This is a genomic window from Paenibacillus sp. JQZ6Y-1 (genome assembly GCF_040719145.1).
Taxonomy (GTDB): Bacteria; Bacillota; Bacilli; order Paenibacillales; family Paenibacillaceae; genus Saccharibacillus; species Saccharibacillus kandeliae.
Genome location: NZ_JBFDUZ010000003.1, coordinates 416973 through 432287, shown reverse-complemented (window position 1 = coordinate 432287; position 15315 = coordinate 416973). Strand labels below are relative to the sequence as shown.

Annotated in this window: 19 protein-coding genes and 1 tRNA gene; 17 read left to right on the top strand and 3 right to left on the bottom strand. The window is 41.7% G+C overall.

Going from position 1 to position 15315, the window contains the following annotated elements; translation table 11 throughout:
- Window positions 1-233: 233 nt before the first annotated feature.
- Complete coding sequence (gene rlmD / locus ABXR35_RS18235) at window positions 234-1754, top strand: 23S rRNA (uracil(1939)-C(5))-methyltransferase RlmD (RefSeq protein ID WP_367063454.1); 1521 nt, start codon at window positions 234-236, stop codon at window positions 1752-1754.
- Between the two features lie 195 nt (window positions 1755-1949).
- Here rlmD and ABXR35_RS18230 read toward each other — a convergent pair whose 3' ends face one another.
- Entirely contained in the window at window positions 1950-3128 is a 1179-nt protein-coding gene (locus ABXR35_RS18230) for a site-specific integrase (RefSeq protein ID WP_367063453.1), read from the bottom strand.
- Between the two features lie 24 nt (window positions 3129-3152).
- Complete coding sequence (locus ABXR35_RS18225; protein WP_367063452.1) at window positions 3153-4307, bottom strand: helix-turn-helix domain-containing protein; 1155 nt, start codon at window positions 4305-4307, stop codon at window positions 3153-3155.
- Between the two features lie 134 nt (window positions 4308-4441).
- Between ABXR35_RS18225 and ABXR35_RS18220 the strand changes: the two genes are divergently transcribed.
- The 8 genes from ABXR35_RS18220 (at window position 4442) to ABXR35_RS18185 (ending at window position 9719) form a co-directional block, all read left to right on the top strand.
- Window positions 4442-4651: a helix-turn-helix transcriptional regulator gene (locus ABXR35_RS18220; protein ID WP_367063451.1), complete on the top strand. Its 210-nt coding sequence runs from the start codon at window positions 4442-4444 to the stop codon at window positions 4649-4651.
- Window positions 4652-4689: 38 nt separating this feature from the next.
- Window positions 4690-5145: a helix-turn-helix domain-containing protein gene (locus ABXR35_RS18215; protein WP_367063450.1), complete on the top strand. Its 456-nt coding sequence runs from the start codon at window positions 4690-4692 to the stop codon at window positions 5143-5145.
- A gap of 141 nt (window positions 5146-5286) precedes the next feature.
- Window positions 5287-5607 (top strand): hypothetical protein, encoded by a 321-nt coding sequence (locus ABXR35_RS18210; RefSeq protein WP_367063449.1) that lies wholly within the window; start codon window positions 5287-5289, stop codon window positions 5605-5607.
- 53 nt (window positions 5608-5660) lie between these two features.
- On the top strand, window positions 5661-6536 hold the full coding sequence (locus tag ABXR35_RS18205; protein WP_367063448.1) for a hypothetical protein: 876 nt from the start codon (window positions 5661-5663) through the stop codon (window positions 6534-6536).
- Window positions 6529-6870: a replicative helicase loader/inhibitor gene (locus tag ABXR35_RS18200; RefSeq protein WP_367063447.1), complete on the top strand. Its 342-nt coding sequence runs from the start codon at window positions 6529-6531 to the stop codon at window positions 6868-6870. The genes ABXR35_RS18205 and ABXR35_RS18200 overlap by 8 nt, the downstream gene beginning before the upstream one ends.
- Window positions 6830-8206: a replicative DNA helicase gene (gene dnaB / locus ABXR35_RS18195; protein ID WP_436669385.1), complete on the top strand. Its 1377-nt coding sequence runs from the start codon at window positions 6830-6832 to the stop codon at window positions 8204-8206. The genes ABXR35_RS18200 and dnaB overlap by 41 nt, the downstream gene beginning before the upstream one ends.
- Before the next feature lie 934 nt (window positions 8207-9140).
- Complete coding sequence (locus tag ABXR35_RS18190) at window positions 9141-9500, top strand: hypothetical protein (RefSeq protein WP_367063446.1); 360 nt, start codon at window positions 9141-9143, stop codon at window positions 9498-9500.
- Window positions 9501-9539: 39 nt separating this feature from the next.
- The gene (locus ABXR35_RS18185; RefSeq protein ID WP_367063445.1) at window positions 9540-9719 is read left to right on the top strand and encodes a helix-turn-helix domain-containing protein; all 180 of its coding nucleotides are present in this window, start codon (window positions 9540-9542) and stop codon (window positions 9717-9719) included.
- 53 nt (window positions 9720-9772) lie between these two features.
- Here ABXR35_RS18185 and ABXR35_RS18180 read toward each other — a convergent pair whose 3' ends face one another.
- A complete protein-coding gene (locus ABXR35_RS18180; protein WP_367063444.1) occupies window positions 9773-10516 on the bottom strand; it encodes a hypothetical protein in 744 nt (247 codons plus the stop codon).
- Window positions 10517-10608: 92 nt separating this feature from the next.
- Between ABXR35_RS18180 and ABXR35_RS18175 the strand changes: the two genes are divergently transcribed.
- The 8 genes from ABXR35_RS18175 (at window position 10609) to ABXR35_RS18140 (ending at window position 15314) form a co-directional block, all read left to right on the top strand.
- Window positions 10609-11226, top strand: a complete 618-nt coding sequence (locus ABXR35_RS18175) for an RNA polymerase subunit sigma-24 (RefSeq protein ID WP_367063443.1) — start codon at window positions 10609-10611, stop codon at window positions 11224-11226.
- 429 nt (window positions 11227-11655) lie between these two features.
- Window positions 11656-11727 (top strand) — tRNA-Asn (locus tag ABXR35_RS18170).
- Window positions 11728-12012: 285 nt separating this feature from the next.
- Complete coding sequence (locus tag ABXR35_RS18165) at window positions 12013-12282, top strand: hypothetical protein (protein WP_367063442.1); 270 nt, start codon at window positions 12013-12015, stop codon at window positions 12280-12282.
- Window positions 12279-12512 carry a hypothetical protein gene (locus tag ABXR35_RS18160; RefSeq protein ID WP_367063441.1) on the top strand — a complete coding sequence of 78 codons (234 nt, stop codon included), beginning with the start codon at window positions 12279-12281 and terminating at the stop codon, window positions 12510-12512. Before ABXR35_RS18165 ends, ABXR35_RS18160 begins: the two co-directional genes overlap by 4 nt.
- 32 nt (window positions 12513-12544) lie before the next feature.
- Entirely contained in the window at window positions 12545-12841 is a 297-nt protein-coding gene (locus tag ABXR35_RS18155) for a DUF2829 domain-containing protein (RefSeq protein WP_367063440.1), read from the top strand.
- A gap of 37 nt (window positions 12842-12878) precedes the next feature.
- Window positions 12879-13637, top strand: a complete 759-nt coding sequence (locus ABXR35_RS18150) for a terminase small subunit (RefSeq protein WP_367063439.1) — start codon at window positions 12879-12881, stop codon at window positions 13635-13637.
- Window positions 13585-15099 (top strand): phage terminase large subunit, encoded by a 1515-nt coding sequence (gene terL / locus ABXR35_RS18145; protein WP_367063438.1) that lies wholly within the window; start codon window positions 13585-13587, stop codon window positions 15097-15099. Before ABXR35_RS18150 ends, terL begins: the two co-directional genes overlap by 53 nt.
- Before the next feature lie 11 nt (window positions 15100-15110).
- The gene (locus ABXR35_RS18140) at window positions 15111-15314 is read left to right on the top strand and encodes a hypothetical protein (RefSeq protein ID WP_367063437.1); all 204 of its coding nucleotides are present in this window, start codon (window positions 15111-15113) and stop codon (window positions 15312-15314) included.
- Window position 15315 lies beyond the last annotated feature (1 nt).

Below are 15315 nucleotides of genomic sequence, written 5' to 3'. Positions count from 1 at the left end.
TTTTCCATGTACTATTGTGCTTAGTCGTCGGGAACGAGCAGAATGACGCATTTCTACGTGCAAGTGTCGATAAAAATCCAACAATCCGTCAGTAAAGTAGCGATATGTATTGTAACGTCGTGCAGTTTTCTATACAATTTAATAGTTACGCATATGGATGAAACATATGCCTCGATCTGTACCAGCAAATGTTCTAGACAGATCAATTTAATGAAGGTGGAAAATAAGCAATCATGAACAATAACAACCGCAGAGGCGGTAAAAAACATAATGCTTCTCGACGTCAATCGGCAGCTACAACGGCGGCAATCGCCAACCTGCCGGTATCCAAAAACGACGAATTGGAGCTGGATATTATCGGACTGACCCACGAAGGTGAAGGCGTCGGACGCGCAGACGGCTACACATTATTCGTCTCCGGCGCACTGCCCGGCGAAAAGGTACAAGCCCGCGTGGTCAAAACGAAAAAGCAGTACGGCTATGCGAAAATGTTAACCCTGCTGCAAGAAAGCCCAGATCGCGTCAGCGCTCCATGCCCCATCTTCTCCCAATGCGGCGGCTGCCAGATTCAGCATATGAACTATCATGCCCAGCTGGAATGGAAACGTCAGCACGTCATTGACAATTTGGAGCGGATCGGCAAGCTCAAGGTGCTGGCAGATTCAGCGTCTATTGAGCAAACGGATATGGATGGAGAGGGAAATGGGGATGAATCGCATTCCTCATCTGGCATCCGAGTCTTGCCAACGCTAGGTATGGCAGAACCGTGGCGCTATCGCAATAAAGCCCAAGTACCAATGGGCGAACAAGACGGTCGTCTCATCGGTGGTTTCTACGCGCGTGGTAGCCACCGCATCATCGACATGCAAACCTGCCTGATCCAAGACAGCCGCAACGATCAGCTAGTGAACAAAGTAAAAGAGATTGGTAGCGACCTGCGCATCCCAACGTATAACGAAGAAACCGGCGAAGGCATCCTGCGCCACGTCGTCGTCAAAGTCGGCTTCAGCACCAACGAGATGATGGTAGTCCTCGTAACCAACGGCGAACGCCTACCCAGTAAACCAGAATGGATTGAACGCATCCGCGCCGAAATGCCGCAGGTGGTTAGCATTTGCCAGAACATCAACACCAAGCAAACGAATGTAATCTTCGGTGACGAAACGCGTGTCCTATGGGGCAACGAAGTCATCCACGATTACATCGGTGACGTAAAATTTGCCATCTCAGCACGGTCATTTTACCAAGTGAATCCGCTGCAAACGGAAGTGCTGTATGAGAAGGCAGTGCAGTATGCTGGTTTGACAGGCAAAGAGACTGTAATCGATGCGTATTGTGGGATTGGAACGATTTCATTGTTCTTGGCACAACATGCCGAGCGAGTGTATGGTGTGGAGATCGTGAAGGAAGCGATTGAGGATGCTCGGAAAAATGCCGAGCTGAATGGCATGAGCAATGTGGAATTTGAAGTTGGCGCTTCCGAGGATGTGATTCCACGCTGGAAAGAGCAGGGGATTACGCCAGACGTGATCGTGGTCGATCCCCCGCGTAAAGGCTGCGATCCGAGGTTGCTGGAGACGATTTTGCAGATGCAGCCGGAGAAGGTTGTGTATGTATCTTGTAATCCGTCGACACTGGCACGGGATTTGCAAGTGTTGGAGGAAGGCGGGTATCGTACGGTGGAAGTGCAGCCGGTGGATATGTTCCCTCATACAGTTCATGTAGAATCCGTAGCTGTATTAGTCCGTGATTAGTACAGGTTTAAGAATGATTGCTGTATAAGCCTTTATGGAATAATACAGAGACTCAAATCCATGTAGTACAGACGATGTTTTTATGAGCTGATGTAAAATTGATGTAAAAAAACGTGCGAATATAAAGCATGTAGAGATAAAATAAACAAATAGAAGTGAAAGATAAGGCGCTAAGGACTAATGTTCTGGGCGCCTTTAATTTGGAATATTATGTGCTGGGGTAAACAGCGATTCAAATTTATCAGCAGCAGCCTGATCGGCAGAACGTAGCGCATGACCATAGATGTTCATAGTGGTCGATATACTACCATGACCGAGACGTTCAGATATGATCTTGGCATGCACTCCCTGATTGATTAGTAGAGTTGCTGATGTATGTCTAAGATCGTGAAAGCGAATATAGCGTAGATTATTCTTCTGGATAAATTTACGGAACCATAGATAGGGTCGCTCATGGTGAAATGCCTTGCCATCAATATGTGCAAATACAAAGAAGCGTTCTCCACCTTGCCAGGCATCGCCAATTTTTAATTTTTCTTTACGACGGTACAAATAATATTCCTTCAACTCTGCTAATACAGATGCAGGAACAGCTACTTTTCGTTTGGAATTTTTGGTTTTGGGAGCCTTAACTTCTGCAATACCGGCTATCGTAGTTGAGACGCTTTGAGATACGTCTATCGTGCCTTTATCCATATCAATATGATGCCATTCCAAACCTAACAATTCGCCGCGCCGCAATCCAGTTGTGAGCGCTAATGTAATCATTACTCTCCAATGATAAGCTTCCTTCTGAAGCGCCTGTAGCAGCAGTTGTACTTCATGTTCATCATAAGGAACAATGTCCTTATGTTTAACTTTAGGACGCTTTACATCAGCAGCTGGATTACTCTTAATAATCTTCCATTCAACAGCGCGATCACATATATTCTTCAAAATTCGATGATGATATTGAATTGTGCCGGATGATAATCCGCCGGATCTACCATCTTGTCGAATTCCTTCCTGACTAAGTTTTTCTAAGTAATCAACGATATGCAACGGCTTGATTTGATCTAATCGTAAATGTCCAAACACCGCAATAATATGATTCGATAGTATCTGATCGTATACGTACATAGTTTTAGATTCTAAATGTTTAAGTGCATACTTATTCTTCCACTCATCAAGGAAAGCATAAAAAGTCATTTTTTCGGGAGCTATATATGCACCAGCTTCTACTTCTTGGCGGAATTTAGCATATTCGCTTTCCGCTTCACGTTTTGTCCGGCAGCGAACAGTTTTGGTCCGACGAATATATTTGCCATTTGCATTTTTTCCAAGGTTAACAGTAAGAAACCACGAGTTTTCGCCGCGTTTTTGTATATTAGCCATACTAAATATCCTCTCATTTTTATTTTAGTTTTTTGAAGCATTATATACTGCTACATCTCTTTGAATTCCTATCAGCTTACCAATTACATGGACATCAAAATCTAAAAGAATCTGTGGATCATAATTTGGATTTGCAGCACTAATAAAACAATGGCCATCAAAAAAATTAATTTTTCTCAAAGTAGCATTATCGCCTTTTATAGAAATCAAAGCTATATCATTATTATTTAAGTTCTCAGTAATTTGTATGATAGCAGTATCATGTTTACAAATATGTTCATTAATCATTCCTTCATCAGGAACTTTGATAGAAAATAATTGAAACAGGAATTCAGTGTTATCTAGATGATCATAATCAGATAAAAAGATTTTAGTCCATCCACTTCTCTCGCCTTCAAATGGTATAAATTCGTATAAAGCGGATGTATCTTGTTTCTTTAATTCTTTTGGTAACTTCACATTATGATCGTAATAACTAATAGATTTAAAGAAAGGGATACATTTAATATCTTCAACTTCTTTTTTTAATTCTAAGTATTGTTCAAAAGGGACATATCGAGATCTTAAAACAGCAATGTATTGATCATCGTCAAGTGTCTTTTTAGAAAATAAAGGTTTGTTAGGAATATCGAAATTTTCGCCATGTATCCATTTTGATATTTGATCATATAGATAAATTTTTTCACTTTCACTTAAATCATTTAATATATTTTCAGTTATCTCAGCAGCATACACTAAGTTGTCTTTTTTATCTGAATATAGATAATCACTTAATCCAGATGCTTTTAAAAATTCTTTGGCATTTTCCAAAAAAATATTGTCATTATTAGCTAAATCATCAGGAATAACACAAGTGATTATTAGGTTTAAAAGTCTGAAGCGTATATCTTCGCGGAAATCTACATTAGAAATTAAAACATCTTTAATTTCACCTTTAGTAGAAAACGAATCCATTTTACCGCCCTCTATATATCCGGCCTCTTTCATTAACGTAAGTGTATCAGTTTCTAAAGCAGTAGCTAATTTCTTTAGAATATCGGGTGAAGGAGTTCCTCGTTTGTTATTTTCGACATTAGTAATGTACGATTGCGAAACTTCTGAGAGAGCAGCTAATTTTCTGACAGTTAATTTTTTTTCTTTCCTTAGATTTCTTAAAAAATCCCCAAAATTTTTTTTCACTTTATCATCCTCCATAGATATCAGTATAAACAATTTTGATCTCAAAAGATATCAAAATTGTTTACAAACTATTTGCTACATGTTATGATCTCTTTAGATATTGATATCTAAAGAGATCATAAGGAGGTGAGAGTTTGAAAATACAAGTAAAAGAAAAGAAATTAGAAGAAGTTCTTATTAAACAAGGACATTCTAAAAGAAGCTTTTCTAAAAGTGCAGGAATTGGACAGTCCACATTTATACAAGTATGTAACGGTGATCGTAATCCAAGTCCAAAAACGGCAAAAAAAATTGTCGAAGCATTAAAACTAAAATTTGATGATATTTTTTATGTAGAAAACTAATATCGAAAAGTCGCAAATTATAGAAAGGAGAAATGAATATGACTAAAATTAACCAATCAAAAATTCAAGGGAAAATCACTTTAAAAGAGGCTCGAGAAAACCTCAAAAAAACAATTGCGCAGGTTTCCTTAAAAACAGGGATTCCTCAAAAAACTATTTTGCGTTATGAAATCGATTGTTCCAAAGCAAAACATGAAAATCTTATAAAGCTTATAAAAGAATATGATATTGCATTTGATCATATTTATTTAGGAAAAGCAGAGCATGTTCATAATTTACGCAGAGGATTAGAAGTTGATATCCTTCTTTTGTTAGAGAATAAACTAAAAGAATATGGAGTGGATGCAAAGGATATTCGATCTGAAGTTAAACAAATGTCGGAAGAAGTAAATGATTATATGACACAAGAGGCAAATGCAGAAATAAAGCGAATTGCTTTGGAACTAATAGAAGATCAAGCAAAAAAAGATATCGATTTCATTGTGGCACAATGAAAATGATATCAATTTAGTAAATATCCTTAATTAAACTTTGGCGAGGAAATTAAGGGGAGAACACAAAAGGATATTCCTTTGCGTTGAATTATATATTTATTTTTATGATTACGCAAGGGTATCCATAAAGGAGATGTCAGCATGAAGCATGTTGAACTTAGTATGGATGGAAATGATAACTCGAATAAATTAAACAAAGGTATCCGTGAAATTTTAGATTGTGCTGCTGAACAAGGTAAAAGAAATGTACAGGAGTTCAATGGTGTTTTTAAGCATCTTGGATTGAGTTGGGAGGATTATCTTCAACCCAGAAAATTCTTGCCTGAAAAGCTCGATTATGATCTTAAAAAACATAATATCCCATTAATACAGCGGAAACAATTTATGTGCCGCATGATCCATTGTGTTCTGGACGATAGTAATGGATCTTTGGAAGAATTGCTCATTGCAGCTTTTAACTAAGCATACTTTGTATGCTCCACGCACACCAAATTGGTTAACCAGGGGATGGTGACATGTCAGAAAGTTTTGCATTCCCTGTTTTTTCAGGCATATTGCAGCCGAAGCATCAGAAGAAGATCGGTAATGCAATCTGGCTCTTTTTATGGTGCATCAGTTGTACGACTAAAGAAGAAGTGGTGGACGGAGTAGTTTGGGGTGTCGTATTAGGTGGTAAGCCAATCAGTACATCACGTTTGGCAACAGAATTTGAGACGACAGCTAAAACAGTTAGTCGCTGGATCGATATTCTAGAAAAAGGCGGCTACATTCAAACTACTCGTGCACCATATGGACTTATTTATAAAGTTCATAACTCCAAAAAATATGTTTGGACGAGCAGGAAAGACAAAAAAATTATAGAGGACAAAAATGTCCAATCTGACAATAGAGATCAGACATTTTTGTCCGCGAGATCAGACATTAATGTCCTATCTGATCCAGAGAGAACAGACAAAAATGTCCAATCTAATAAAGATATATTAAATACTATTATTACTACTACTGATGATGATCTTTTTTCAAAACATCCAAAATCGATACAGCAAACGCCGCTTATCGAATTGATCAACGCTTATTGCCAATTGCACAACAAGCTAGACTTTCATGTTACAGCTAAAGAACGCGAACTCATGGGAAAGATGGTCTCCGGGGATATCCCGTTATCCTTTACCATCCCAACTATGAAAGCCTTATACGAGGATAAGCGCAGACGAGAAGGAGAAGAATTTCAGCAGCCTTCGAGCTTTGTGTATTATGTACATGCCTTACAAAAGGCATGGAACAACCAGCAGCCCAAAATTGAATCTGGGAATACACAACCGTTATCTAAGCAACAGGCAAGCATCGACGCATTGCAGCGAATGTTACAGGAGGCGCAAGACTATGAATAAAGCGGATATTATCCGGCTTTTCATTGTTATTAAGAAGGCGTATCCTGGTTTCGATCATAGTGAAGCCAATGTGGATACACATCTAAAATATTTGGCAGATATGCCTTATACGGTGGCTCTAACCAATATCGAGGAGCATATCTTGAAAGAGCGTTTTGCACCGAAAGTAGCGGATATCCGCGCAGGTTACACGGCGGACAGGCAGCATGATCAATTAAAGTCGGATACCGCCAAATTATTCCGGCAGCAAGAACAGTGGGCGTCCACTTCCGTACCGCCGCCAAAGGGAGGGCGTGAACAGCTATATGCACGATTATTCAAATCTGGTCGCTGAACTGCCACACAATGCTACAGCAGAATATGCTGTAATTGGGGCTATGTTACTACCGGATCAACCAGAAGTCGCATCAACGATATTAGAGTCTGGATTAAAAATAGATGCATTCTATCTTCATGAATCACAGCAGCTATTTGGAATCATGTTTCGGCTAATCGAACAAGGTAAACCGGTGGATATTCCCACAGTGGCGGGTGAACTCAAAAATGTCGGTTTGATTGAGAACATTCCGCCATCGAGATTATCCAAAATTGCTGGCTCTGTTGGATCAATAGCAAATTTAGAATGGCATATTAGGATTTTGAAAGAGCAACTTGCACGCAGACAAACCATAGCAAATGCTCAGCAGCAAATGAAAGCGGCTATGGAAGGAGAAGAGTTGCATACACTTGCTGTACTGGCACAAGAGCAAGCAGCGCAGCTTTCCGATCAAACTGCAAAAGATAGTGGCTTTGAACCCATTCGTCAAATTGTCATGGATGTATGGGACAACATGGAGACACGCGCTAATCATAAAGGTGAAATGCTAGGTGTACCAAGTGGCTTTGTGGATTTGGATCGCATGACGGCGGGATTTCAGAAAAGTGACCTGATTATTGTTGCTGCACGTCCTTCTGTTGGCAAAACTGCTTTTGCATTGAATATTGCTCAGAATACAGCCAGAGAAAAAAATAAGAATGTCGGTATTTTCAGTCTTGAAATGTCGAAACAGCAACTCGTACAGCGCATGATGAATGCGGAAGGCAATATTAATGCTAGTCGTGTCCGTACCGGTGAATTGAGTGAGGAAGACTGGGGAAAAGCCATGATGGCTGCTACTACGCTGGGCGATGCGCGCATATTTATAGATGATACGCCAGGAATGAACGTTTATGAAATATGTGCTAAAGCGCGAAAGCTAAAGCGGGAACACGGACTGGATATGCTGTTGATTGATTACCTACAGTTGATCGCTGGGCGAGGTAAAGCAGGTGAGAATCGCCAACAGGAAGTATCTGAAATATCCCGTATGCTCAAGCAATTGGCACGTGAATTGAATATACCAATTATTGCGCTATCTCAGCTCAGTCGTGGTGTGGAGCAGCGACAAGATAAACGCCCTATGATGTCTGATTTGCGAGAGTCTGGAGCTATTGAGCAGGACGCTGATATCATTATGTTCCTTTACCGGGACGATTACTATAATGCTGAAACCGAGAAGAAGAATGTTATTGAAATCATTATCGGGAAGCAGCGTAACGGACCGATCGGCACAGTAGAACTTATATTCCTCAAAGACTTCAATAAATTCGTGAATTATGAACGTGTTCAGGCAGATGTGTTCGCTGGATAGTATGAATTAGGCTTTATTAAAAAACTAATTAGCAATGAAGTAAGAGTATCACTCATTGATGATCAACCATGATGGGTTACAAAGGATACGTGTGTTGCCTTTGAAATTAATTTTAAAGGCAACTTTTGGATGATGACGAAAAGGGGGTTGCGTTCAATACAACCCCCAACCAAAATGGATTTGAAGTTATGAACGGCCTATGTTCAACATAGATCGTCATCGCTCAAAATTGAGCCATGAGAATTAAGTTGAAGGGGTATACGCAAATGAATGATCCTTAAAGATCGCATCTGCTGAGTCGAACATAAATTGCGTTTAGTAAAAAGGATGTGATTTGAAATCATCCCTTTGCCAAGCGTTTGATCAAAGGCGGTCAGTATTAGTAGTAAACATTACGAGGTGATTAGTAATTACCTCATCTCTGATACAAGATCATGAACGATTAACGAACGCAAAATTGCGTTGGTTGTAATTACCAACGGATTCAACTTTGAGTTGGTTAATTATTTGTTCCTTTGGGCATAAGTCAATTTTAGTTAAACACGAACAGTATTCGGGTTCAGTCATAAATGATGTAAGTTGAACTTACGTCATAAGGATTGTGTATGCTCAACATACTCAATCAATTGTGATATGGGGTATGTTGAACATACGTCATCTATAGGGCGTAAGTTCAACTTACATCCCTAGAAAAATTAATCGGCGTAATTTTCCGCCGATTGAAGCTACTTGGTCAAAACTCAAATTTAAGTTTGATATATACGGACCGGAAACTATTTGATTGTACCGATCCATGCCCCCATATTAATCTGCTTAAAATTAAGCCGATCAATGTAATCTCTGAGCATTCCTGAAAATTTGGTTCTTATACCACTCGAATACTATTCTGCTGAATGAAGCGATACAAGCAAAATTAAAGGAGGATTATGCACCTATGTCATTAAGAAATAATAAAAAAGATACAGCGTATATTGAGAGTGTACTTGCCAGTCAGTTACCGACAAATTTTGAAAAAGAACTATGTGAAATAGCTAAATATTATATGGAACAATCAGAAGAACGGAGTGTAATAGCCCATCAGATATTTTTAGGCTGGGTAAAAGATAAGCGCCTTGCTAATAATAGCAATGAATTATACAAAAGTCTTCAAGCAGCAGAAGCTGAGGTTAGACGAAAACAATCGGAAATTAAAAGCATAACAGAGAAAATGCAGCAAATAGCAAAAGGTATATTATTCGAATTTACTAATCAAGATGATAATTCTGGATCAAATACCAAAGTTGAGAGTCTATAAGTCGGCAATATGAGATGAATATAGATAGGGGATATGTACATGGCTAAAATTACACTTTCAGTCAACGAAGCCGCTGAACTTCTGGGTGTGTCTACAACAACAATTTACAACATGGTTAGGGATAACCAGATACCTCACATGCGTGTAAGAGCGCGCATTATTTTTCATAGAGACACTATTGAATCTTGGATTGGAGGAAAAGATATTTTAAAGTATTAAAAGATTATGTGCATATCTGATTTATTAAAATCGGATATGCACATTTAATAAAATTAACTTGTAGGTGAAACAATGAAACTCAAATCTTTTCTAAACTCATTACCTTTAGAAGATCTGAAGAATATAGATGCGAATGGATCTGCTTTTTTAATATCAAGTTCAAAACTTAAAGGTCCTTTTTCATCTGTTATAACTGCTGATTCAGATTGAAGTTGAGACCCAAAAAGATCTACTCCGCTATTTAATGCGTAATTGAGCAACATATAATAATTTATACTTTCGTTCCAAATATCGTTTGGTCGAGATTGTTTATGGATTTTATTTAATGAATCTACATCTGCAGAGCTTAAAACAAAATCGTTGGTAATTAGGAAAATCTTACCTTCGCCAGAAGGGATAATAAAAGGTAATCGTAGCTCTTGCTGTTTTTCATCTACTAATCCCACATCAGTTTGAGCACTGTAACTTGGGTACTTATTGATCTTTTTATACGGTCCAGAAGAAAAATAGACTAAAGATACGGTTTTCTCACCATTATTTGAGATCAAAAATTTTGCTGGGAGAGAAAAAGTATATTCATCATTTTTTGGACCTTTAATTAACTGCAAAGTATAATCGCCGTCAGGTTGATAAGGAAATATCGATATTAATTCCTGATTACTTTTCTCATACTGATACAGAGAAATTATTATGGCGCAAGCAGAAATTAATATTGCAATAATAGATAATGTTTTTTCAAAAGTTATGTGTCCAAGCCATAACTTTACGCTGTTTAATAAAATCCTAATTCTGCTCACATTGTAACACTCCTTAAAATTTAATATTGCTTTATTATTTATCGTTAACATTCCTATTATTTATTAGGGATTACTAAAAAGGAGTAGCATCCATGAATAAAGAGACCGAACAAAAAGTAATCAATCACTTACACCGCTACCGCGACGTGTGCGGACGTATTACAGTGCTGAGCAAATACAGCGTTGGTGCAGGCATCACCATCAACCGATTGAGCGAGGACGACGAGTTGCAGCAGCTGCATTCACAGTTGCGTGGTAAGCCTAGCTACATGTACCTCAGCTTGCGTGAACAGGCTGTGATGAATGCAGCTACCGCCAATATGGAGCGCTACCCAGCAGGGACGAAGGCACAGCTGCATGAGGTGGCACGTACGCACAGCACGGAGCCACTGGAAGAGTTCCGGTTGCGTGAGTTAGAACGTAGCATCAAGCGTGTGCTTGAAGCGCGTACGGGGCAGGCAGAAGGGTATGACGAGGTGCTGGATAAGCTGAGTGAGTTGCAGGACAAGATTGCCGAGCGAGACAACACGGATGCGGTGTTTGAGGTGATGCGCAAGCACAACAGCAATTTGGTGGATCTGCTGCAACTACGCTATGTGGAGAACAGGCAGGTTGACGATGTGATCGCAGCGTTCAATATAGCGCCTGCCACATACCGACGGTGGCGCGAAAAAGCGATTGAAGAGTTCGCTAAGCTAGCTGTGATGTAACATGAGCGTTTTGTGAGCGCAACGTGATTGTTTAATGAGCGAAAACAAGCAAATCAGCATGATAGAATAGGTATATGGCAAGATGTGCATCGGCGCAAGCGATGACCATGCGGTGGTTGAATTAGGCGCACGGTGCACAGTTGCAATAGCGATTTTTACACACCTGTGGCTGGTCAGTTTCTGGGATGGGGGAACTGGCTGGTTGCGGGAAGGGGATTGAGTAGTCTCTTTCCCGCAGCTATGTGCTGCAACATCCGTTCATGCAGATGCGGTTTCCCCCGTCTCTGTATTCTCGTTGAGTGGCGGAAGATAGACGCGACTATCTTATATAGTGGGTGCCGACATAATATGGCTGTCGGTTAAATGATAGGCTTAAACATAATTCACAGCCTATTCCATAGGTGAAAGTCCTATGGCTCAACTGAATATAGGCGTGTAGCTCAACGGTAGAGCGCTCGGTTGTTAACCGATAGGTTGCAGGTTCGAATCCTGCCGTGCCTGTTAGTGATGAAATCCGAAAGGATAAGCAGGACACTCAGACTCTGCAACTGTGCAGGTTAATTGGATGTGTCATCAGCCAGTGAAATTCTGAGCGGTCACGAGGCGACGCGCATCGGCATTGTAGGGTGCGCTCCATACGATTACACAGAGATCAGGTGACTGGTCTCTTTTTATTTTGTATATGAGGTGATGAGTATGGTTGAAGTAAGGTGGTCGGATTCGCAACTGAAAGAATTCTTGAGTGCGCTGCATTAACCGTACCTTGATGCTGGTGGCGATTTTGGATTGAGCGTAGAAGCGTTGCGCTATTTAGGTGAATTTGGTGCGGATACAAGCTGTGTGGTCAACATGCCAGAGTCGTTCGAGGAAGTATGGATTAACTCTGGCGTTTTTGAAAAGCAAAATGGATTTATACGACGGCACAATGAAATGATATATCAAATATCTAAGCAGTTACTTGGAAATGCACATCAACTGACATGTGAAATACAAGGTGGTGGCAATACACCGATGCGGACAGTATTAAAGATTATCGATAGCGAGGTGAGCGAATGAAGATTCATCCAGACGGCACGTTGGAAGGCACGGCGGAAGAGTTGGCGGCGTATCAGAGTAAGGTTGAAGCGAATAAGATGCCGAATTTATGGGGGCATAAACCAACGCCATGGGAGAAACATCGTTCTATTGGTGTTCAGATTGGTGGTATTGGTACCGCTGGGCAGGGTGGTTGTAATTACACAAAGCCGCGTGATCACTACCCTACTATCATGCGGAATACATTTTGATTATTGATCAATAAATAACAGGGAGGTTCAACATGACATTTGGAGATGCTATTGAACGTTTGAAGATTGGTATGAAAGTAGCGCGTGAAGGATGGAACGGTAAAGGGATGTGGATTGTGCTTATGCCAGCATTGCAACTACCACCATATTCCACACAGGAACCAGGTGCAAAGGTAAATGATCGTACAGCCAAGCACATTGGTGTAGATACTCCACTGGATTCTCAACCATATATTGCGATGTGGAATGCACAACAGAAATGGCAACCGGGATGGACAGCTACACAGTCGGATATGCTTTCTGAGGATTGGGTAATCGTACTGGACTAAATTGCGATAGTAAATTTCATAAGCGGGAGGTGATTACATGGCGTTGAACGACAAACAGCAACGTTTCGTCGAAGAATACATGGTTGATCTCAACGCCACGCAAGCGGCAATACGGGCAGGATACAGTTTGACTACAGCAGGATCGATTGGTCATGAGCACCTGAGAAAACCTGAAATAGCAGCGGCTATCGAGGTTGAGATGAAGGAGCGGTCTAAACGGCTCAACATTACTGCCGACATGGTATTGCAACAGTGGTGGGATATAGCTACGGCTGATCCGAATGAGATCATATACCACCGCAAGACGTGCTGCCGCTACTGCTTTGGCATTGACCACCATTACCAGTGGAAGGACAAGGAAGAACATGACCAAGCACAGGAAGCGGAAAACCGAATTGCGGCTAAAGATGATAGACCACCTAATATAGTTTCCGATGAAGGTGGATTCGGGTTTGATCGCACAATAAGACCGCATCCGAAATGCCCGAATTGTAAAGGTGAAGGGTTTAGCCAAGTGGTGATTGAGGATACGCGTGATCTTGGTCATAAAGAGAAGCTGCTATACAACGGTGTTAAGGAAAGTCGTACTGGTATAGAAGTAAAGCTACGTGACCAAGACAAAGCGCTTGAGAATGTAGCCCGCCATCTTGGCATGTTCCAAGACAATCTAAAGGTGTCTGGTGGCATGATCAACAGCGTGACCATCAACGATTTGACACCGGAAGAACGGAGGGCGAGGATCGATGAGCTTGAGCGCCGCCGAAGAATTGGAACTGATCCAACTGTTGGAGGATGAAGAACGCTACGAAGCAGCTACAGACTATTATGCTTATGTGCGCTATGTACACGGCAACATGTACACGTACACGCGGCATGGCGAATACGTATGCAATATACTCAACGATGCTGTAGTCAAGCGTAAGATGATGTTAGCTGGCGAATTGCCGATGGAGACACAGTACTTCATGATCAGCATGCCGCCGCAGCATGGTAAGTCGATGCACATTACTGAGACATTTCCTTCATTCTTCTTGGGTAACTTCCCAGACGAGGGTGTTATCGAGGTTAGTTACAACGAGGGGTTCGCTGAAAAGTTTGGCGGGAAGAACAAGGATAAGCTTGCGGCACATGGCTCAAGCTTATTTGGCGTTGAACTGGCTGGTGATACGCGTTCCAAGTCAGAGTGGGGTGTGAGTAAGGATGGCAAGAAGACGCGCGGCGGGATGATCTCCAGAGGTATCATGTCCGGCGTGACAGGTTCTTCATGGGGTGATTGCATCATCATCGATGACCCGATCAAGAACCGCGAGGAAGCCAACAGCGACACCATGCGTGATAAGCAGTGGCAAGAGTGGATTGACTCGCTGTCTACGCGGATACATCCGGGCGCTATCGTGATTGTGATCATGACGCGGTGGCACGAGGATGACCTGTGTGGACGGCTACTGAATCGTGAGTATGCCGAGCCGTTACCGTGGCGTAGCGTGAACCTGCCACTGGAAGCTGAGGAAGATGATGAACTGGGCAGGTTGCCCGGTGATCCGCTATGGCCAGAGCGATATGGTCATGACTTTATCCGCATGCGCAAGGCGTACCCTAGCAGCTTCAATGCGCTGTATCAGGGACGACCGACCAGCCAAGAGGGTAACGTGATCAAGCGTGACTGGTGGCAGTACTATGATGACCCACGTCATCTACCAGTCATGGCAACGAAGCTGATTAGTGTAGATGCTGCATTCAAAGGAACGGATGACAGCGATTTTGTGGTCGTGCAAGTGTGGGGTAAGCGTGATGCCTATATCTACTTAATCGATCAGGTGCGGGCAAAGATGAACTTCACCGCTACGGTGCAGACAATCCAGAACATGAGCAACAAGCATCCAGATGCGTACGCCAAGCTGGTTGAGGATAAAGCCAACGGTTCAGCCATTATCGACACGCTGCATACAGTCATCAACGGCATTATCCCAGTTAATCCAGAAGGCGGTAAGGTGGCGCGTGTGAATGCTGTATTGCCTACAATTGAAGCGAAACAAGTGTTCTTGCCCCGCGGTGCTGAATGGGTTCATGACTTTGTGGAAGAAGCTGCAAGCTTCCCGAATGGTAAGAACGACGACCAAGTGGATGCCATGTCACAGGCGCTGCACCGGTTCTTGTATGCGAAGTCGACGATACCAGAGGAACAGCGGGATCAAACGCCGTACCAATTCCGAAGTAATTTAGAAGAACCATCTGGCTATGTAGATTGGAGTTATTGAGGTGAATATACGTGGATGAATTGAGTAAACTAGGGGACCTGCTCGAACTGCCAGCGCTGGAACCAGAGACGATTGCACTGATCAATACCAAGATGCGCGAGATGATCAAGCAGGTCGTGGTGCTTACGCCTGAGCAGCGAGAAATGTTGGATAAACAGAAGGGCAATATCATGGACGAGTGGATTAACGGCTTGAAGGAAGGTGATGACACGTGAG